The organism is Pseudomonas sp. NY11955 (assembly GCF_048068035.1).
GTDB lineage: Bacteria > Pseudomonadota > Gammaproteobacteria > Pseudomonadales > Pseudomonadaceae > Aquipseudomonas.
Genome location: NZ_JBLUPS010000007.1, coordinates 183,691 through 202,016 on the forward strand (window position 1 = coordinate 183,691; position 18,326 = coordinate 202,016).

General features: G+C 63.7%; 16 protein-coding genes. 8 read left to right on the forward strand and 8 right to left on the reverse strand.

All coding sequences use genetic code 11. The features are described 5' to 3' along the window. Window positions 1-573: a CsiV family protein gene (locus ACNFBR_RS15455; RefSeq protein WP_416735703.1), complete on the reverse strand. Its 573-nt coding sequence runs from the start codon at window positions 571-573 to the stop codon at window positions 1-3. A gap of 9 nt (window positions 574-582) precedes the next feature. Beyond that, a complete protein-coding gene (mfd, locus tag ACNFBR_RS15460) occupies window positions 583-4,032 on the reverse strand; it encodes a transcription-repair coupling factor (protein ID WP_416735705.1) in 3,450 nt (1,149 codons plus the stop codon). A gap of 167 nt (window positions 4,033-4,199) precedes the next feature. Here mfd and ACNFBR_RS15465 point away from each other — a divergent pair, with 167 nt between their 5' ends. The 3 genes from ACNFBR_RS15465 (at window position 4,200) to sthA (ending at window position 8,608) form a co-directional block, all read left to right on the forward strand. Further along, the gene (locus tag ACNFBR_RS15465; protein ID WP_416735707.1) at window positions 4,200-5,663 is read left to right on the forward strand and encodes a glyceraldehyde-3-phosphate dehydrogenase; all 1,464 of its coding nucleotides are present in this window, start codon (window positions 4,200-4,202) and stop codon (window positions 5,661-5,663) included. A 347-nt stretch (window positions 5,664-6,010) separates the two neighbouring features. Further along, window positions 6,011-7,009, forward strand: a complete 999-nt coding sequence (locus ACNFBR_RS15470) for an FAD:protein FMN transferase (RefSeq protein WP_416735708.1) — start codon at window positions 6,011-6,013, stop codon at window positions 7,007-7,009. Window positions 7,010-7,213: 204 nt separating this feature from the next. Next, a complete protein-coding gene (sthA, locus tag ACNFBR_RS15475; RefSeq protein WP_416735709.1) occupies window positions 7,214-8,608 on the forward strand; it encodes a Si-specific NAD(P)(+) transhydrogenase in 1,395 nt (464 codons plus the stop codon). A 48-nt stretch (window positions 8,609-8,656) separates the two neighbouring features. On the opposite strand, the gene ACNFBR_RS15480 is transcribed toward sthA, so the two are convergent. Together ACNFBR_RS15480 and ACNFBR_RS15485 are read right to left on the reverse strand one after the other, a co-directional pair. Continuing rightward, window positions 8,657-9,373: a glycerophosphodiester phosphodiesterase gene (locus tag ACNFBR_RS15480; protein ID WP_416735710.1), complete on the reverse strand. Its 717-nt coding sequence runs from the start codon at window positions 9,371-9,373 to the stop codon at window positions 8,657-8,659. Window positions 9,374-9,404: 31 nt separating this feature from the next. Next, on the reverse strand, window positions 9,405-9,989 hold the full coding sequence (locus ACNFBR_RS15485) for a PilZ domain-containing protein (protein WP_416735711.1): 585 nt from the start codon (window positions 9,987-9,989) through the stop codon (window positions 9,405-9,407). A gap of 93 nt (window positions 9,990-10,082) precedes the next feature. Here ACNFBR_RS15485 and ACNFBR_RS15490 point away from each other — a divergent pair, with 93 nt between their 5' ends. From ACNFBR_RS15490 to ACNFBR_RS15500, 3 genes are all read left to right on the forward strand, one after another. Continuing rightward, complete coding sequence (locus ACNFBR_RS15490; RefSeq protein ID WP_416735712.1) at window positions 10,083-11,333, forward strand: lipoprotein-releasing ABC transporter permease subunit; 1,251 nt, start codon at window positions 10,083-10,085, stop codon at window positions 11,331-11,333. Window positions 11,334-11,340: 7 nt separating this feature from the next. Next, on the forward strand, window positions 11,341-12,024 hold the full coding sequence (lolD, locus tag ACNFBR_RS15495) for a lipoprotein-releasing ABC transporter ATP-binding protein LolD (protein ID WP_416735713.1): 684 nt from the start codon (window positions 11,341-11,343) through the stop codon (window positions 12,022-12,024). A gap of 61 nt (window positions 12,025-12,085) precedes the next feature. Next, window positions 12,086-13,327, forward strand: coding sequence for a lipoprotein-releasing ABC transporter permease subunit (locus ACNFBR_RS15500; protein WP_416735714.1), 1,242 nt, complete (start codon window positions 12,086-12,088; stop codon window positions 13,325-13,327). Between the two features lie 118 nt (window positions 13,328-13,445). Here the strand turns inward: ACNFBR_RS15500 and ACNFBR_RS15505 are convergent, their stop codons facing one another. Together ACNFBR_RS15505 and cinR are read right to left on the reverse strand one after the other, a co-directional pair. Then, window positions 13,446-14,798 carry a heavy metal sensor histidine kinase gene (locus ACNFBR_RS15505; protein ID WP_416735715.1) on the reverse strand — a complete coding sequence of 451 codons (1,353 nt, stop codon included), beginning with the start codon at window positions 14,796-14,798 and terminating at the stop codon, window positions 13,446-13,448. Beyond that, window positions 14,795-15,475, reverse strand: a complete 681-nt coding sequence (gene cinR, locus ACNFBR_RS15510) for a two-component system response regulator CinR (protein WP_416735716.1) — start codon at window positions 15,473-15,475, stop codon at window positions 14,795-14,797. The genes ACNFBR_RS15505 and cinR overlap by 4 nt, the downstream gene beginning before the upstream one ends. 182 nt (window positions 15,476-15,657) lie before the next feature. Here cinR and ACNFBR_RS15515 point away from each other — a divergent pair, with 182 nt between their 5' ends. Together ACNFBR_RS15515 and queF are read left to right on the forward strand one after the other, a co-directional pair. Continuing rightward, a complete protein-coding gene (locus ACNFBR_RS15515) occupies window positions 15,658-16,167 on the forward strand; it encodes a cupredoxin domain-containing protein (protein ID WP_416735717.1) in 510 nt (169 codons plus the stop codon). A gap of 68 nt (window positions 16,168-16,235) precedes the next feature. Then, window positions 16,236-17,066: an NADPH-dependent 7-cyano-7-deazaguanine reductase QueF gene (queF, locus tag ACNFBR_RS15520; RefSeq protein ID WP_416735718.1), complete on the forward strand. Its 831-nt coding sequence runs from the start codon at window positions 16,236-16,238 to the stop codon at window positions 17,064-17,066. A 130-nt stretch (window positions 17,067-17,196) separates the two neighbouring features. Here queF and ACNFBR_RS15525 read toward each other — a convergent pair whose 3' ends face one another. Both ACNFBR_RS15525 and ACNFBR_RS15530 read right to left on the reverse strand, forming a co-directional pair. Continuing rightward, window positions 17,197-17,460 (reverse strand): DUF4404 family protein, encoded by a 264-nt coding sequence (locus tag ACNFBR_RS15525; protein ID WP_051098863.1) that lies wholly within the window; start codon window positions 17,458-17,460, stop codon window positions 17,197-17,199. A gap of 122 nt (window positions 17,461-17,582) precedes the next feature. After that, window positions 17,583-18,146: a phosphonoacetaldehyde phosphonohydrolase-related protein gene (locus tag ACNFBR_RS15530; RefSeq protein ID WP_416735719.1), complete on the reverse strand. Its 564-nt coding sequence runs from the start codon at window positions 18,144-18,146 to the stop codon at window positions 17,583-17,585. Window positions 18,147-18,326 lie beyond the last annotated feature (180 nt).

Genomic DNA, 18,326 nt, shown 5'->3' on the forward strand with positions numbered 1-18,326 from the left:
TCACTGCTCCATCATCTCCGGGTCCATCACCGGCATTTTCGGCGTGCCCGGCGGTGTCACCTTCAGCAGCACGGCCAGGTGACCGCCGTCGAGGAAGGTCAGCTGGCTGCCTTTGACGTTGCTGTTGCTTTGTTTGAACTGCTCGCTTTGCAGCACGTTGCCGTTGCTGTCCAGCTGGTTGACCCAGAAGTTGGCCTCGACCGCGATGAAGCGGCCTTCAGCGATGCTGAGGTTGCCCTCGATAGGGAAGTGGCCGAATTGCTCGGTGCCTTCGCCCAGGGCGATGCGGCTGGGTTCGCTGCCCACCTGTTGTTGCCAGGCCTTGTGCAGCAGCACGGTGTAGTCGGCGGTGGCCTCCAGGCGGGTGGCTTCGTCTTCCAGCGCCAGGCGGCGTTCGGCGTCCTTTTCCAGGCGTGGGGCGCCAGCGCTCCAGTTTTCCGGGGCGAACGGGCTGGTGAAGGCGGGCACGCTGTTCTGCCGCACCAGAATCATTTCTACCTGATAGAGGCCTTCGGCGAAGGCGGCTGGGGCGAACAGCGCCAGCAGCAGGGTCAGGCAACGGATGGCACGCATGGATCTTCCTTAGGCAGGCTGTGGGGTCAGGCGCTCGAACAGCGCCTCCAGGGTGTTGAAGCGTTCGTCGGGGCGTTCCATTGGCACCAGGAAACGGAACTGGGTCGCGCCTTCGAACTTGTAGCGTTTGGGCTGGCCCTGGATCAGCTTGATCAGGGTCAGCGGGTCGACCGGGGTTTCGGCTTCGAACTCGAGCTTGCCGCCATTGGGGCCGGCGTCGACTTTCTTGATGCCGAGCTTTTCTGCAAGCAGCTTGAGCGAAGTCAGGCGCATCAGGTTCTTGGTCGGTTCTGGCAGCAGGCCGAAGCGGTCGATCATCTCGACTTGCAGGTCTTTGAGGCCTTCTTCGTCGGCGGCCGAGGCAATGCGCTTGTACAGGATCAACCGCGCATGCACGTCGGGCAGGTAGTCCTCGGGGATCAGTGCCGGCAGGCGCAGGTTGATCTCCGGGCCGCCGCCCAGTGGCTGTTCGAGGTTTGGCTGGGTGCCTTTGCGAATCGCCTTCACCGCACGTTCGAGCATTTCCATGTACAGCGTGAAGCCCACCGCCTGGATCTGCCCGCTCTGGCCTTCGCCCAGCAGTTCGCCCGCGCCGCGGATTTCCAGGTCGTTGGTGGCCAGCACGAAGCCGGCGCCCAGGTCCTGGGTGTTGGCGATGGCCTCCAGGCGCTTTTCGGCATCGGCGCTGACTTTTTGCCGGGTTGGCGTGAGCAAGTAGGCGTAGGCCTGGTGGTGGCTGCGGCCGACCCGGCCACGCAGCTGGTGCAGCTGCGCCAGGCCGAACTTGTCGGCGCGCTCGATGACGATGGTGTTGGCGCTGGGCACGTCGATGCCGGTTTCAATGATGGTCGAGGCCACCAGCACGTTGAAGCGCTTGTGGTAGAAATCGCTCATCACCTGTTCCAGCTCGCGCTCGCGCATTTGCCCGTGGCCGATGCCGATACGTGCCTCGGGCACCAGTTCGGCCAGGTCGGCGGCGCATTTCTCGATGGTTTTCACATCGTTGTGCAGGTAGTACACCTGGCCGCCGCGCAGCAGTTCGCGCAGCAGTGCCTCCTTGACCGTGCTCTTGTTCTGTTCCATGACGAAGGTGCGTACCGACAGGCGGCGCGCCGGTGGTGTGGCGATGATCGACAGGTCACGCATGCCCGCCACAGCCATGTTCAGTGTGCGCGGAATTGGCGTGGCGGTCAGGGTCAGGATGTCGACTTCGCTGCGCAGCGCTTTCAACTGCTCTTTCTGGCGCACGCCAAAGCGGTGCTCTTCGTCGATGATGGCCAGGCCCAGGTCTTTGAAACGCACATCGTCCTGCAGCAGCTTGTGGGTGCCGATGAGGATGTCGATCTTGCCCTCGGCCAGGTCGGCGGCGGCGGCGGCCACTTCCTTGGCCGACTTGAAGCGGCTCATCACCTCCACGGTTACCGGCCAGTCGGCAAAACGGTCGCGGAAGCTGTTGTAGTGCTGCTGGGCAAGCAGGGTAGTGGGCACCAGCACGGCCACCTGGCGGCCGCTGTGCACGGCGATGAAGGCGGCGCGCATGGCCACTTCGGTCTTGCCGAAGCCCACGTCGCCGCAGACCAGGCGGTCCATCGGCTTGGGCGCCAGCATGTCGGCGCGCACGGCTTCGATGGCGGCCTGTTGGTCCGGGGTTTCCTCGAACGGGAAACCGGCGCTGAAGGTGGCGTAGTCGGCGGATGGGTCGGCAAACGCATAGCCCTTGCGCGCGGCGCGGCGGGCATAGATGTCGAGCAGCTCGGCGGCCACGTCGCGCACCTGTTCGGCGGCCTTGCGCTTGGCCTTCTGCCAGGCCTCCGAGCCCAGCCGGTGCAGCGGTGCCAGGGCGTCGTCGCTGCCGGTGTAGCGGGCGATCAGGTGCAGGTTGGCCACCGGCACGTAGAGCTTGGCGTTCTCGGCGTATTCCAGGGTCAGGAATTCGGCGGCCTGGCCGTCGATTTCCAGCGTGGCCAGGCCCAGGTAGCGGCCAACGCCATGGTCGATGTGCACCACCGGTGCGCCTTCGCGCAGCTCGGTGAGGTTCTTGATGACCGCGTCGTTGGCGGTTTCGCCGCGCTTGTCACGGCGCCGGCGCTGCATCACCCGCTGGCCGAACAGCGGGCTTTCGGCGATCAGGGCCAAGCCTGGGTCGTCCAGCAGCAGGCCGTCGTCCAGCGGGGCGATGGTGATTGCCAGGCGCTCGTTGCCGGTAATGAAATCGTCCCAGCCGTCGACGGTATGCGGGCGCAACTTCAACCGTTCGAGCAGTTCCAGCAGCACTTCACGGCGGCCCGCCGATTCAGCGGTGAACAGCACGCGGCCGGGGAACTGGTCGAGGAAGTTGGCCAGTTCGGCCAACGGCTGGTTGGCCTTGGCCTCGATGGCCAGGTTGGGCAGGGCGCGTGCCGGGAAGCGCTCGCGGCCCACGCCTGGGTCGAGGTCTTCGCTGCTGACCACCACCCGTGGCCACTGTTTGAGCTGGGCAAAGCAGTCTTCCACCGGCAGGAACAGCTCGGCTGGCGGCAGCAGCGGCCGGCTGAGGTCGCCGCGGCGGTCTTCATAGCGCCCGCGCACGTCGTTCCAGAAGTGTTCGGCGGCCTGTTCCACGCCGGGCAGCGAGAACACCTGGGTGTCGGCTGGCAGGTAGTCGAACAGGGTCGAGGTTTCTTCGAAGAACAGCGGCAGGTAATACTCGATGCCAGCGGGAATGATGCCGCTGGCCAGGTCCTGGAAGATCGCGCTGCGGCGGAAGTCGACGTCGAAGCGTTCGCGAAAGCGTGCCTTGAAGCGGGTCACTTCCTCTTTTTGCATCGGGAATTCGCGCGCCGGCAGCAGGCGCACCGAATCCACCTTGTCGATCGAGCGCTGGGTCTCGGGGTCGAAGGTGCGCAGCGTCTCGATCTCGTCATCGAACAGGTCGATGCGGTAGGGCAGCTTGCTGCCCATCGGGAACAGGTCGATCAGCGCGCCGCGCACGGCGAACTCGCCATGCTCGTAGACAGTGTCGACGCAGCGGTAGCCGCTGGCCTCCAGGCGCGTGCGCATCTGTTCCACGTCGATGGTCTGGCCCACATCCAGCACCAGGCTGCTGCCCAGCAGGAAGCGCGTGGGGGCGAGGCGGTGCAGGGCAGTGGTGACCGGCACCACGAGGATGCCGTGGCTCAGCTCCGGCAGGCGGTACAGGCTGGCGATGCGCTGGGAGATGATGTCCTGGTGCGGCGAGAACAGGTCGTAGGGCAGGGTTTCCCAATCGGGGAACGGCAGCACCGGCAGGTCCGGGGCAAAGAAGCGCAGCTCCTGTTCCAGACGGTCGGCGGCCTGGCTGTCGGCCGTCAGCAGCAGGGTGAAGCGGCCAGCGCTGCTGGCGGCCTCGGCGATGGCAAGGCTGAGGGCGGCACCGGGCAGGTTGCCCCAGGTTTGTTTGCCGGCCGTGGCCGACATTTGCGGTAGGCGCAGAACTGACACGGGAGATTGCACTCCAAGCGTTGCGGCAAAGAGACCGATTGTACCGGTGACGGTGCCGGCTGTCAGGCTCGAAAGGGCGTGAACGCTGGCTTGCGTCGCTGCGACAGGCGCTCATTGCCGGTTCCGCGTTGGGGCGTCATAATGTAGCCCCTTTTTTCTGTCCCTACATGTGGAAGGTTCCCGTGACTCAGAAGCCCGACCAGTGTCTTGGTGAGTGGATTGATCGTGAAGCTCTGGCTGAAGCGATGATCCCGCTTATCGGTCAGCTCTACCGCAACAACAACGTGGTGAGCTCGATTTATGGCCGTAGCCTGATCAACCGTTCGGTTATCTCGATCCTCAAGGCGCACCGCTTTGCGCGTCATCGTCAAACCGACGAAACCGAACTGTCCGTCCACGAGACATTCCCCCTGCTCAAGGCCATGAGCGAGCTGAAACTGGGCGCCGCTTCGGTCGACCTGGGCAAGCTGGCCAACAAGTTCAAGCAGGAAGGCAATGGCCGCACTGCCGAGCAGTTCGTGCGTGAAGAACTGGCCGACGTGGTTGGCCAGCAGAACGCTTCGGCGCGCAAAGGCACCGACGTTGTGCTGTACGGTTTCGGCCGCATCGGCCGCCTGCTGGCGCGCATCCTGATCGAGAAGACCGGTGGTGGCGACGGCCTGCGCCTGCGTGCCATCGTCGTGCGCAAAGGCGCCGAGAACGACCTGGTCAAGCGCGCCAGCCTGCTGCGCCGTGACTCGGTGCACGGCCCGTTCGATGGCACCATCACCATCGACGAAGCCAACAACACCATTACCGCCAACGGCAACCTGATCCAGGTTATCTACGCCAAGAGCCCGAGCGAAGTCGACTACACCCAGTACGGCATCGAGAACGCGCTGATCGTCGACAACACCGGCGTATGGCGTGATGCCGACGGCCTGGGCCAGCACCTGGCCTGCCCGGGCGCTGCCCGCGTGATCCTCACCGCACCTGGCAAGGGCGCGCTGAAGAACATCGTGCACGGCATCAACCACGGTGACATCGCTGCCGATGACAAGATCATCTCGGCTGCTTCCTGCACCACCAACGCCATCGTGCCGGTGCTCAAGGCTATCAACGACCAATACGGTATCGTTAACGGCCACGTCGAAACCGTTCACTCGTTCACCAACGACCAGAACTTGATCGACAACTTCCACAAGGGCAGCCGCCGTGGCCGTGCCGCGCCGCTGAACATGGTCATCACCGAAACTGGCGCCGCCACCGCCGCTGCCAAGGCACTGCCAGTGCTCAAGGGCAAGCTGACCGGCAACGCCATTCGCGTACCGACGCCGAACGTTTCGATGGCCATCCTGAACCTGAACCTGGAAAAGGCCACGACTCGCGACGAGATCAACGAGTACCTGCGCCAGACCGCCATGCACTCGGAACTGCACAAGCAGATCGACTACGTGGCTTCGCAGGAAGTGGTTTCGACCGACTTCGTGGGCTCGCGCCACGCCGGTGTGGTTGACGCAGAGGCGACCATCGCCAACGACAACCGCGTTGTCCTGTACGTCTGGTACGACAACGAATTCGGTTACAGCTGCCAGGTGGTTCGCGTGATGGAAGACATGGCCGGTGTGAACCCGCCAGCGTTTCCACGCTGATTCGCTTGTAAGGCAATGAAAAAACGGGAACCTTCGGGTTCCCGTTTTTTTTGCCTGGAGTAAGTTGTGTGGCGCCTGTGAGATCGAGCGCCGCCCGCGCGGCGCATCGCGAGCAAGCTCGCTCCTACATCTGTTTCGGGCCAGTATCGCCTGTGCCTACGCGCGCGACCGCCATTTTTTGTTCCACACAATATCGAGGTGGACGCCAAAAGGCCGCGCGCCTCTGCCTCAGGAATAACTGGCCCGAAACAAATGTAGGAGCGAGCTTGCTCGCGATGCGCCGCGCGGGCGGCGCTCGATATGTGCCACACCAAAAAACTCAAGCCAAGCACCCAGGAACCGAATTTTTGCGCACAGCCTTACTGTTCATCTTCCTGCTGCTGACCGCCTGCAACCAAGGCCCCACCCTGGAGCGCCTGGGCGGCCCGACCATGGGCAGCAGCTACAGCATCCAATACGTCCGCGAGCCCGGCGGCCCGGCACCGGCCCAGGTGCAGGCAGCGGTCGAAGCCATCCTGAGCGACATCGACCAGCACTATTCGACCTATCGCGGCGACTCCGTCGTCAGCCTTTTCAACCAGTTACCGGCCAATCAGTGCCTGGCCCTGCCGCCCGACATGCTCGAACTGGTAGCCCTTGGCCAACAACTGGCCGAGCAGAGCGATGGCGCCTTCGACCTCACCGTCGAGCCGCTGCTCGACTTGTGGGGCTTTGGCCCCCAGGCCCGCCACGAGCAGGTGCCCGACCCGCAAGCCCTGGCCCAGGTACGCCTGCGCGTGGGTTACCAGCACCTGCACGTCAAAGGCCAGTCTCTGTGCAAGGACGCCCCGGTACAGCTCGACTTCAACAGCATCGCCGCCGGCCATGCTGTCGACCTGATCGCCGCACGCCTTCAGGCCATGGGCGTGGTCAGCTTCGTCGCCGAGGCTACCGGCGAATTGAAAGCGGTCGGCCGCAAGCCCGATGGCAGCCCCTGGCGCATTGCCCTGGAGCTGCCCCGCGAAGACCGCCAGATCGCCCGCCAGATCATCCCGGTCAATGGCCTTTCAGTATCGACCTCGGGTGACTATCGGCACTATTTCGAGGAGAATGGCCGGCGCTATTCGCACACCTTCGATGCCCGCCTGGGGCGCCCGGTCGAGCATGACCTGGCGGCCGTTACAGTGCTGAGCGCCTCGGCGCTGCAGGCCGACGGCTATTCGACGCTGCTGTTGATCCTTGGCCCTGAGCGTGGCTGGGATTTTGCCGTGGCGCATGGCTTGGCCGCGGTATTGGTGACTCGAGCCGAGGGTGGCTTCGTCTCCCGAGCTACGCCTGCGTTCGAACGGGCGGTGAAAGGCGAGTGAAAGCACAAGCAGGGATGATTGCCGCCAGGGAATGGGTGAACCATATGTAGTGCGGGCGAAATTGGCCTACGACGCGACCAAGGGTTAATGTGCGCGGCGTTCACGCTTGATTAGACTGCACCCGAATTTTCTCATGACGCCCCGGCGGCATGATCGCGCCCCGCGAGCGACCGTGGCTTGCGGGCCAGTTCTGAAGGAGTACGCATGGCTGTCTACAACTACGACGTAGTGGTGCTGGGTTCCGGCCCGGCCGGTGAAGGCGCGGCAATGAACGCCGCCAAAGCAGGGCGCAAGGTAGCGATGGTCGATGACCGTCGCCAAGTCGGTGGCAACTGCACCCACCTGGGCACCATTCCGTCCAAGGCACTGCGTCACTCGGTGCGGCAGATCATGCAGTTCAACACCAACCCGATGTTCCGGGCCATCGGCGAGCCACGCTGGTTCTCGTTCCCGGACGTGCTGAAAAGCGCCGAGAAGGTCATCGCCAAGCAGGTGGCGTCGCGTACTGGCTACTACGCCCGTAACCGCGTCGACGTGTTCTTCGGCACCGGCAGCTTCGCCGACGAGCAAACCGTGGAAGTGGTGTGCCCCAACGGCGTGGTCGAGAAGCTCAACGCCAAGCACATCATCATCGCCACCGGCTCGCGCCCGTACCGCCCGGCCGATATCGACTTCCACCACCCGCGCGTGTACGACAGCGATACCATCCTCAGCCTCAGCCACACCCCGCGTAAGCTGATCGTTTACGGCGCCGGCGTGATCGGTTGCGAATACGCTTCGATCTTCAGCGGCCTGGGCGTGCTGGTGGAGCTGGTGGACAACCGCGGCCAACTGCTGAGCTTCCTCGACTCGGAAATTTCCCAGGCGCTGAGCTACCACTTCAGCAACAACAACATCACCGTGCGCCACAACGAAGAGTATGAGCGCGTCGAGGGCCTGGACAACGGGGTGATCCTGCACCTGAAGTCGGGCAAGAAGATCAAGGCCGACGCCTTGCTGTGGTGCAACGGCCGTACTGGCAACACCGACAAGCTGGGCCTGGAAAACATCGGCATCAAGGTCAACAGCCGTGGCCAGATCGAGGTCGACGAGGCCTACCGCACCAGCGTGCCGAACATCTACGGTGCCGGTGACGTGATCGGCTGGCCAAGCCTGGCCAGTGCTGCCCATGACCAGGGCCGCTCGGCCGCTGGCAGCATCGTCGACAATGGCAGCTGGCGCTTCGTCAATGACGTGCCAACCGGCATCTACACCATTCCGGAGATCAGCTCGATCGGCAAGAACGAGCAGGAGCTGACTCAGGCCAAGGTGCCGTACGAAGTGGGCAAGGCTTTCTTCAAGGGCATGGCGCGTGCGCAGATCGCCGGCGAGCCGCAAGGCATGCTGAAGATCCTGTTCCACCGCGAAACCCTGGAAATCCTCGGCGTGCACTGCTTCGGCTACCAGGCTTCGGAAATTGTCCACATCGGCCAGGCGATCATGAACCAGCCGGGTGAGCACAACAACCTGAAGTACTTCGTCAACACCACGTTCAACTACCCGACCATGGCCGAAGCCTATCGGGTAGCTGCCTACGACGGCCTGAACCGGCTTTTTTGAGCGGCTCCGACCGGTGGCCTGAGCCGGTCGGAGAGACCGATTTCAACCCTACCCGAGGGTGGTCTTGGCCAAACCGGGAAAGTCTGTAATCAGGCTGTCCGCACCAAAGTCAGCGAGCCGGCGCATCAGTGCCGGTTCGTTGACCGTCCATACCGACACGTGCAAACCCTGGCCCTGTGCTTTGAGCAGGCGCTCGGGGGTGCACAGTGTCCAGTTCAGTGCCAGCAGCTCGCAGCCGTAGTTCTGGGCCACCTTCAGCGGGTCGAGCCAGGCGTATTCGGCCACCAGCCCGCGTTTCACGTCCGGCACCAGTTCCAGGGCGGCGCCCAGTACTTCCCGTGAGCTGGAGGTGATGGTTACCTTGTCCAGCAGGCCATATTGCTGAGCCAGTTCGCGGATCGCCAGCACGGTGGTGGCGGCGCGGGTGCGCGAAGCGCTCTTGACTTCCAGCTGCCAGTGCTCGAACGGGCATTTCTCGAACAGCTCTTCAAGCTTGGGAATGGGGCAGGGCTGTACGTGGCCCGGGCCGCCTTTGCGGGCGTCGATCTTCACCAGGTCGGCGGCCGGGTGCTCGACCACCTTGCCGCGTTTGCCGGTGGTGCGTTTGAGGGTGGGGTCGTGAATCACCATCAGCTCGTTGTCGGCCGACAGGTGCAGGTCCAGCTCGCAACGGTTGACGCCGTGCGACAAGCACTGGCGGAAGCTGGTCAGGGTGTTCTCGGGCGCTTCGCCCTTGGCGCCGCGATGGCCGTAGATCAGGGTCACGTTCGTTCCTTCAAATCAAAGAGAAATGGGCTTAGGAGGCGGGGTCGGTCTGCCCCAGCTGCTGGCGCCGTTGTTGCTGCTGGCGCTGCAGGATATAGCGAGCCAGCAGTTGCCGTTGGGCGTCGGTCATGTCGATGAATTCGGTGCCGACCTCGAAGCCGCCCTCCGGGCGTGGGTCGCAATGGGTCACCCTGGCGCGTAGCAGCAGGCCGTGGGCGCGCGGCATCAGCACCATTTTCACCTTCACCCGGGTGCCGGGGGCAATCTGCGTGGCCTGGGCGAATTCGATGCCGCCTTCCGAAATGACCACCGGCAGCGGCTGGCCGACTTCACCGAGCAAGGTTTGCGCAACCACTGCGCTAAGCAGGTCGAGGCGTTTGTTTTGTGCTCGCAGGAAGGCGGCGAGGGTGCGGTCCTTGTCGCTCAGCTGGCGCAGCAGGTGCTGCGACTCGAAGTCGGACAGGTGCAGCTCGCTGAGCAGGTTGAACAGCGGGGAATCATCTTGCAATACATCTGGGTCAAGGGCTTCGGCCGCGCTGAGGGGGCTGATTTGAAGTGCGATCCGATCTTCGATGCGGTAGTATTCGCGGCGATCTTCTTCGTCTAATGTCGTCATGGCGAACCCAAGGTAGCGGCGGTGGTCCGAGTGTAAAGCCGCCGTAGGCGCCTCGCCACAAGGACGTTCCCTTTCATCCGAACAAGCCCCGACATGTTCAGACCTCTTTTCGCATTCATCGGTACGCGTTACACCCGTGCCAAACGTCGCAATCACTTCGTCTCGTTCATTTCCCTGACCTCGATGATCGGCCTCGCCCTGGGCGTGGTGGTGATGATCGTGGTGCTGTCGGTGATGAACGGTTTCGACCACGAGATGCGCACCCGCGTGTTGGGCATGATCCCCCATGCCACGCTGGAGAGCGGCCAGCCCATTGCCGACTGGCCGGCCCTTGCCCAACAAGTAAAGCAGAATCCGCAGGTGGTGGCGGTAGCGCCGTTCACCCAGATGCAGGGCCTGCTGACCCACGATGGCAAGGTGCAGAAGGTGCTGCTAAACGGCATCGACCCGGCTCGCGAGCGCGAGGTGTCGATCATCGACAACTTCGTCCAGCAAGGCCGCCTGGACCAGCTGGCGCCGGGCGAGTGGGGCATCATGATCGGCGACAAGGCCGCAGCCAAGCTGGGCGTGGCCATCGGCGACAAGCTCACCTTCGTCGCCCCCGAGGTCAGTGTGACCCCCGCCGGCATGTTCCCGCGCATGAAACGCTTCACCGTGGTTGGCACTTTCCACGTTGGCGCGGGTGAGATCGACGGCTACCTGGGCCTGACCAACATCAGCGACCTGTCCCGCCTGCACCGCTGGAAGCCCGACCAGGTGCAGGGCCTGCGCCTGAAGTTCGACGACTTGTTCCAGGCGCCGCGAGTAGCCTGGAGCATCGCCCAGCAGTTGGGCGACCAGGAGTTCTACAGCCGTGACTGGACCCGTACCCACGGCAACCTGTACCAGGCGATCCGCATGGAAAAGGCCATGATCGGCCTGCTGTTGCTGCTGATCGTGGCGGTGGCGGCGTTCAACATCATTTCCACCCTGGTGATGGTGGTCAACGACAAGCGCGGCGACATCGCCATCCTGCGCACGCTGGGGGCCACGCCGGGGCAGATCATGCTCATCTTCATGGTCCAGGGCACGGTGATCGGGGTGATCGGCACCTTGATCGGCGCCGTGGTCGGGATCGTCGCCGCGCTGTACGTGAGCGCGGCGATTGCCGGCATCGAGAAACTGATCGGGCACAAGTTCCTCAATGCCGACGTCTACTTCATCGATTACCTGCCGTCGCAGATCCAGGCCCAGGACGTGTACATGGTCTGCGGCGCGGCACTGGTCCTGAGTTTCTTCGCCACCCTGTACCCGGCCTGGCGTGCGGCCCGCACCCAGCCTGCAGAGGCGCTACGTTATGAGTGAGTCGCGCATGAGTGATAAAGCCGTTCTGAGTTGCCGCAACCTGGGCAAGTCCTACGACGAGGGCCCGGAGTCGGTGCAGGTGCTGTCCGGCCTCAACCTGGAGCTGCATGCCGGTGAGCGTATCGCCATCGTCGGTAGCTCGGGCTCTGGCAAGAGCACCTTGCTCAACCTGTTGGGCGGCCTCGACCGGCCGACCCAGGGCAGTGTGTGGCTGGCTGGCGAAGAGCTGTCGGCGCTGGGCGAGCGTGCCCGTGGCCTGCTGCGCAACCGTGAGCTGGGCTTTGTCTACCAGTTCCACCACCTGCTGCCGGAGTTCACCGCCATGGAGAACGTGTGCATGCCGCTGCTGATCGGCCGCACGCCCATTCCCGAGGCCCGTGAGCGGGCCGAGGCGCTGCTCAAGCGTGTGGGCCTGGGCCACCGCTTGAACCACAAACCGGCCGAGCTCTCCGGCGGCGAGCGCCAGCGCGTGGCGATTGCCCGGGCCTTGGTCAACCGCCCTGGCCTGGTGATGCTCGACGAGCCGACGGGCAACCTCGACCACCATACTGCCCAGGGCATCCAGGAGTTGATGCAGGAGCTGTCCAGCGCTTCGCGCACGGCATTCCTGGTGGTCACCCACGACCTCAACCTGGCGCGGCAGATGGACCGTGTATTGAAGCTCGACGACGGCCACCTGGTGGCGATCTGATCGACTGCTCGGGGTGGCTGGTGCCGCCCCGTTTTCCTGTTTTCATTGGGTGATTTAGTACATGTTCAGACCCTTGCCCATCTTTATCGGCGCGCGCTACACCCGAGCCAAGCGCCGCAACCACTTCATCTCGTTCATCTCGATGACCTCGATGATCGGCCTGTCGCTGGGCGTGCTGGCGATGATCGTGGTGCTGTCGGTGATGAACGGCTTCCAGCGCGAAATGAGCTCGCGCATTCTCGGCCTGGTGCCACATGCCGCCATCCTTGGCGTGCAGCCACTGGATGACTGGCACAAGGTGGCCGACGTGGCCATGCAGAACCCGGCGGTGATGGCTGCTGCACCGATCACCGAAATGGAAGGCATGCTGTCGTACAAGGGTGCGATGCAGCCGATTCAGGTGGGTGGTATCGACCCGGCCGAAGAGGGCAAGGTCTCGATCGTTGGCCAGCACATCGTCCAGGGCCGCCTGCAGGACTTGCAGCCAGGTGAGTTCGGCGTGGTCATCGGCGAGCTGACGGCACGCCGTTTTCGCCTGAACACTGGCGACAAGCTGACCTTGATCGTGCCGGAAATCAGCAAGGAGCCGGGTGGCATCACCCCGCGTATGCAGCGCCTGACGGTGGTCGGTATCTTCAAGGTCGGCGCCGAGCTGGATGGTTCGCAGGCCTACATCCACATGGCCGATGCCGCCGAGATGCAACGCTGGGCGCCAGGCCAGGTGCAGGGTGTACGCCTGAAACTGCATGACCTGTATGCTGCGCCGCAGGTGTCCAAGGCAATTGCCGCAGGGCTCGGTGATGCTTACCGCGCCGATGACTGGTCACACACCCAGGGCAGCCTGTTCAGCGCCATGAAGATGGAAAAGACCATGATCGGCCTGCTGCTGATGATGATCATCGCGGTGGCGGCATTCAACATCATCGCCACCTTGGTGATGGTAGTGAACGACAAGGGGCCGGACATTGCTATCCTGCGCACCTTGGGCGCCACGCCGGCGCAGATCATGGGCACGTTCATGGTCCAGGGCAGCCTGATCGGCGTTGTCGGCACGCTGATCGGCGGCGTGCTGGGGGTGATCGCGGCGTTCAATGTCAGCCAGATCGTTGGATGGCTGGAGCGTGTGAGTGGGCAGCACATCTTCACGTCGGATGTGTACTTCATCAGCAGCTTGCCGTCGCAGTTGCAGTGGGGCGATGTGGCGATTATTTGCACGGCCGGCCTGGTGATGAGTTTCCTGGCGACCATCTATCCCGCTTACCGCGCGTCCCAGGTGCAGCCGGCGATCGGCCTGGCGGTTTGATGCTTGCCTGAGATTCCAGGGCGGCGGGCTTGCCCGTGAAGCAAGCACCGCGGTGCATGGCACGGGCTTTGCCCGTGTTCGCGGGCAAGCCCGCTCCTACAGGGATCGGGCCCTGATTTCACCTGTCTTCAGTGAACTCGATCATGAATTGGGTCCACCCATCTTTGCACGCTGCCTGTATGCGTCCGCCATGGGCTTGCACGATCGAGCGGGTAATCGCCAAACCTAACCCCGCATGCTCGCTACTGCCTTCGCGCCGTGCTGGGTCAACCCGGTAGAAGCGGTCGAACAGCCGGGGTAATGCAGCCGGGTCGATAGCCAGCCCGGTATTGGCCACGGTGATTTTCGGCCCCGGCTCCAGCATCACCCTTATCTGCCCACCCGCCGGGGTAAAGCGCAGGGCGTTATCCAGCAGGTTTGACAGCGCCCGGCGCAGCATATGCCGGTCACCGTGCAGCATGGCCTCACCCTCACGCAGCATGTGTACTTCGCCGTCTTCGGCCAGCGGCGCGTAGTACTCCAGCAGTGCATCCACCTCGTCATGCAGCGCCAACGGCGCTTGGCCCGGTACCAGCAGGCCGTGGTCGGCCTTGGCCAGAAACAGCATGTCGTTGATCATCTGCGCCATCCATTGCAGTTCTTCCAGGTTGCCATGCAGCGCCTCGCGGTACTCCTCCAGGCTGCGTGGGCGGGTGAGGGTGACCTGGGTGTGGGTCAACAGGTTGGACAACGGCGTGCGCAGCTCGTGGGCGATATCGGCAGAAAACGCTGACAGGCGTTGGAAAGCATCGTCCAGGCGCTGCAGCATCGCATTCATGCTGCTGGCCAGCTCGGCCAGCTCTTCGGGCATCTGCGCCACTGGCAGGCGGGTGGTGAGCGAGCGGGCTGACACGCTGGCGGCCACCTGGCCCATCTGCCGCAAAGGCCGCAGGCCGCTGCGCACGGCCCAGGCGCCAAGCAGCGCCGTGGCTAGCGCCGACAGGCCGACAGTCAGCCAGATCAACCGTTGCATGCCCTGCAGGAAGTGCTGGTGGTGGGTGATGTCGAGGTACAGGGTCAGCTGTGGCGACTGCACGGTGCCTTGTGCCAGGGGTACAGCCAGGCTGCGGTAGTCGGTGCCTTGCGCATGCAGGGTGGCGAGGCCTGTGGGCAGCGATGCCTGCGGTAGTCCGTTGCGGCTTTCGAACCAGCTGGCGCCGTCGCTGCCGTTGATGCGCAGGGCCAGGTCGGCCTGGTGGCTCAGCTCATCGCGCAGGGCGGGCAGGCGCGCCTGCAGCTCGGTTGGGGTGGAGATGCCGGCCAATTGCGTACGAAACAGCGACAGGCGCGATTCCAGCAGTTGCTGGTCAAGTTCCACGAAGTGCTGCTCGCTGGCGCGGCTGAACAACAGGCCGGCGCCCAGCGAAACGGCGGCGGTGCAGGCGGCGAACAGCAGGGCCAAGCGGCTGCCGAGCGAAACCCGGCGCATCACTCGGCGCGCTCTTCAAGTACGTAACCCATGCCACGTACGGTGTGGATCAGCTTGTTGGAGTGCGGGTCGTCGATCTTCAGGCGCAGCCGGCGGATGGCCACTTCGATCACGTTGGTGTCGCTGTCGAAGTTCATGTCCCACACCTGCGAGGCGATCAGCGACTTAGGCAGCACTTCGCCCTGACGGCGTAGCAGCAGTTCGAGCAGGGCGAACTCCTTGGCGGTCAGGTCGATGCGCTGTCCGGCGCGCTCGGCGCGGCGGCGGATCAGGTCCAGGCGCAGGTCGGCCAGGCTCAGGGTCGTGTCCTGGCTCGGGCTGGCGCCACGGCGCAGCAGGCTGCGTACGCGGGCCAGCAATTCGGAAAAGGCGAACGGTTTGACCAGGTAATCATCGGCGCCCAGCTCCAGGCCATGCACGCGATCCTCGACGGCGTCGCGGGCGGTCAGGAACAGCACGGGTGTGTCCAGGCCGGCGTGGCGCACGGCTTGAAGGATCTGCCAGCCGTCGCGACCGGGCAGCATCACGTCGAGGATCAGCAGGTCGTGGTCGCCGGTCAGGGCGAGGAACTGCCCGGTCTCGCCATCGGTGGCCAGCTCGGTGGCGAAGCCGGCTTCGCTCAGCCCCTGGCTCAGGTATTGGCCGGTGCGGGCCTGGTCTTCGACGATCAGCAGTTTCATGAAGGGGTACAGCTCCGGAGTGTATCGCGCTCCCACAGGGATCGCGCAGGGCTTTGGCGCAAATGATACGTGACGATATGCCGACTCGCCCAAGCTGACAAAGTTGTAATCTTCCTGTCAGGTAGCTGCCAGTCGCCTCTGACTAAGGTGGCCCCATCCTGTTGTGTATTCCCGGAGTCATCATGAAACGCCTGTTTATCGCCGCCACCCTTGCCCTGGTCAGCCTGCCAACCTTTGCTGGCGAGGCGCAAACCTTCGCCTTTGGCGAGCCGGCCCCGGCGGCCAAGGCCAACCGCACGGTCAACGTTGTGCTCAAGGACATTGCTTTCGAGCCCAAGAGCCTGCAGGTAAAAGCCGGTGAGACGGTGCGCTTCGTGCTGGTCAACGAGGGCAAGCTGCCGCACGAGTTCAACCTGGGCGACAAGGCCATGCATACCGAGCACCAGAAGGAAATGGTCGCGATGCAAGGCAAGATGTTCTCCCAGGCCATGAACCACGATGGCATGGACCACGGCCAGATGATGGAGCACGGCGGTGGCCACGGCCACGGTGGCGGCAACACTGTGCTGGTAATGCCCGGCCAGCGCGCCGAGTTGACCTGGACCTTCCGCAAGTCGGCGCCTATCGAGTTTGCCTGCAACGTGCCGGGGCATTACCAGGCCGGCATGGTCGGGCCATTGACCATCGAGTGACTGGCCCTGCAAGGCGGGGTGCAAAACCGGTAGACTAGGAGCAATTTCGAACCTTCAGGTCAGTTTCCATGCATCCCGCTGCCGAACACTCCCCGCTGGGCAAATCCAGCGAATACATCGCCACCTATTCCCCGGAGCAGTTGTTCCCGATTCCGCGTACTGCCAAGTGGGCCGAGCTGGGCGTCACTGCACAGACCTTGCCCTGGCAGGGCGTGGATTACTGGAACTGCTTCGAGTTGAGCTGGCTGCTGCCTTCGGGCAAGCCGGTGGTGGCGATCGGCGAGTTCGCCATCCCGGCCGACTCGCCGAACATCATCGAGTCCAAGTCGTTCAAGCTGTATCTCAACTCACTGAACCAGACGGTGTTCGCCTCGTTGGGCGAGTTGCAGGCCTGCCTGGAGAAAGACCTGTCCGCCGCTGCCGGCAAGCCGGTGGGCGTGAAGGTGCGCACGCTGGCCGAGGTTGAAGCCCAGGGTGTGGTGGCCTTGCCGGGGCTGTGTATCGATGGGCTGGACGTGGCCATCAGCAATTACGAGCAGCCGCAGCCAAAGCTGCTGCGCTGCAACCCGGAGCAGGTGGTGGAAGAAACCTTGCACAGCCATTTGCTCAAGTCCAACTGCCCGGTCACCGGCCAGCCGGACTGGGGTAGCGTGGTGGTCGAGTACAAGGGCAGGGCGCTGGACCACGCCAGCCTGCTCACCTACCTGGTCAGCTTCCGCCAGCATGCCGACTTCCATGAGCAGTGCGTGGAACGGATATACCTGGATTTGAAGAACCTGCTGCAGCCGGAGCACCTGACGGTGTATGCGCGTTATGTGCGCCGAGGGGGGCTGGATATCAACCCGTACCGCAGCACCGGGGCAATCAGCCCGGATAACACGCGGTTGGTTCGGCAGTAAGCGGCACGTTTAGGCGGGGGCCGCTTTGCGGCCCATTCGCAGCACAAGGCTGCTCCTACAGAGGTCATGCGTTCTCTCTGTAGGAGCAGCCTTGTGCTGCGAATGGGCTGCAAAGCAGCCCCCCGCTATTTCAAATCCCCATGCTATGCAGCGAGTTGGCAATGCTGCGCAGGGTGGCGGTGAGGTCGGGGTGGTCGGCCTCGAAGCGTTCGATCGCCAGGTTAACGCCGTCCACCAGGTTGTGGTCCGGCGTGGCTTCCTCAAGTTTCAGTTGCGCCTCGATCTGGCGCGCTTCTTCGTGCAGTGCGGCCAGCTCTTCTTCCGAAAGCGGTACGTTGCGGTCCAGTTGCTCGCGCAAGCTGTTCAGGCGCTCTTGCAATTCGCGGGCAGGCATTGGCATTTCTCCATCAATGGCTTGGCAAGCCATGGACCTCAGCGAAGCGGCAAAGGTTCTGGCCTGCCTTCAGCGTAATCCACCTGCCGCCGATTTGCATGATCCGCGTCAAAGGTGCTGTATCAGGGTTTTTCACCCTTGCGCCGGCGCTGGGCGATGTCCTGCAGGCAGGTGTCCAGTGCTTCCAGGTGGTCGATCACCGAATGCACGCCCAGGCCGAACAGCTCCAGCGTCGCCTTGCCGCGGGCCAGGTCCTGTTCTTGCGAAGTCATGGCTTGCCATTGCTCGGAGCTGCGGTCGCAGAACGGGCTGCAGGCGGCCAGGCCCACCGTCCATAGCCCTGCGTTCAGGCCCGACTGCAGTAAGCGTGGGTCGCCGCTGACCAGTACGCAGCCGTCCAGGCGTTCGCTGTCCAGGGTCATCAGCGCCTGCCAGCAGGCATTTGGCGCAGGCCAGCGCACACCATTGACCGAATGCCCCGGCAGCCACTCGGGAAGCACATGCGCCAGGCGCTTGCTTTGCGTGGTATTGAGGTCGTCCAGCCAGATGCACGGCACCTGGCGCTGGTGCAGGCTGGCGAGGGTGGCCAAGGCGCCGGGGGCGGGCGAGGGGGCGCCATTGGCGGCCTGCACCAGGCAGCCGCGCAAGCCGAACAACACAGCAGTGAAGGCGGGTGCAGCGTCCATGGCAAATTCCCCCAAATAGTCCGCAGGCTAAGCGCTGTTTGTTACCGCCCTGTGACACTGGCCCCTGGCAACAGATGTTCACAAAATATTGAGCAAAAATGTGTAAAGCTGTTTATCAGCCCGCAAGCCTCTATACTGCCGCCTTGATAGCGGCGCGACCCGTTGCGCTTGCGACCGAGA

Excerpts from the sequence above, each read along its gene's own strand:
- cinR (WP_416735716.1), bottom strand. The coding sequence starts at position 15,475 with ATGAAACTGCTGATCGTCGAAGACCAGGCCCGCACCGGCCAATACCTG.
- ACNFBR_RS15515 (WP_416735717.1), top strand. The coding sequence starts at position 15,658 with ATGAAACGCCTGTTTATCGCCGCCACCCTTGCCCTGGTCAGCCTGCCA.
- ACNFBR_RS15465 (WP_416735707.1), top strand. The coding sequence starts at position 4,200 with ATGTGGAAGGTTCCCGTGACTCAGAAGCCCGACCAGTGTCTTGGTGAG.
- sthA (WP_416735709.1), top strand. The coding sequence starts at position 7,214 with ATGGCTGTCTACAACTACGACGTAGTGGTGCTGGGTTCCGGCCCGGCC.
- ACNFBR_RS15485 (WP_416735711.1), bottom strand. The coding sequence starts at position 9,989 with ATGACGACATTAGACGAAGAAGATCGCCGCGAATACTACCGCATCGAA.
- ACNFBR_RS15500 (WP_416735714.1), top strand. The coding sequence starts at position 12,086 with ATGTTCAGACCCTTGCCCATCTTTATCGGCGCGCGCTACACCCGAGCC.
- lolD (WP_416735713.1), top strand. The coding sequence starts at position 11,341 with ATGAGTGATAAAGCCGTTCTGAGTTGCCGCAACCTGGGCAAGTCCTAC.
- ACNFBR_RS15455 (WP_416735703.1), bottom strand. The coding sequence starts at position 573 with ATGCGTGCCATCCGTTGCCTGACCCTGCTGCTGGCGCTGTTCGCCCCA.
- ACNFBR_RS15525 (WP_051098863.1), bottom strand. The coding sequence starts at position 17,460 with ATGCCTGCCCGCGAATTGCAAGAGCGCCTGAACAGCTTGCGCGAGCAA.
- ACNFBR_RS15530 (WP_416735719.1), bottom strand. The coding sequence starts at position 18,146 with ATGGACGCTGCACCCGCCTTCACTGCTGTGTTGTTCGGCTTGCGCGGC.
- queF (WP_416735718.1), top strand. The coding sequence starts at position 16,236 with ATGCATCCCGCTGCCGAACACTCCCCGCTGGGCAAATCCAGCGAATAC.
- ACNFBR_RS15490 (WP_416735712.1), top strand. The coding sequence starts at position 10,083 with ATGTTCAGACCTCTTTTCGCATTCATCGGTACGCGTTACACCCGTGCC.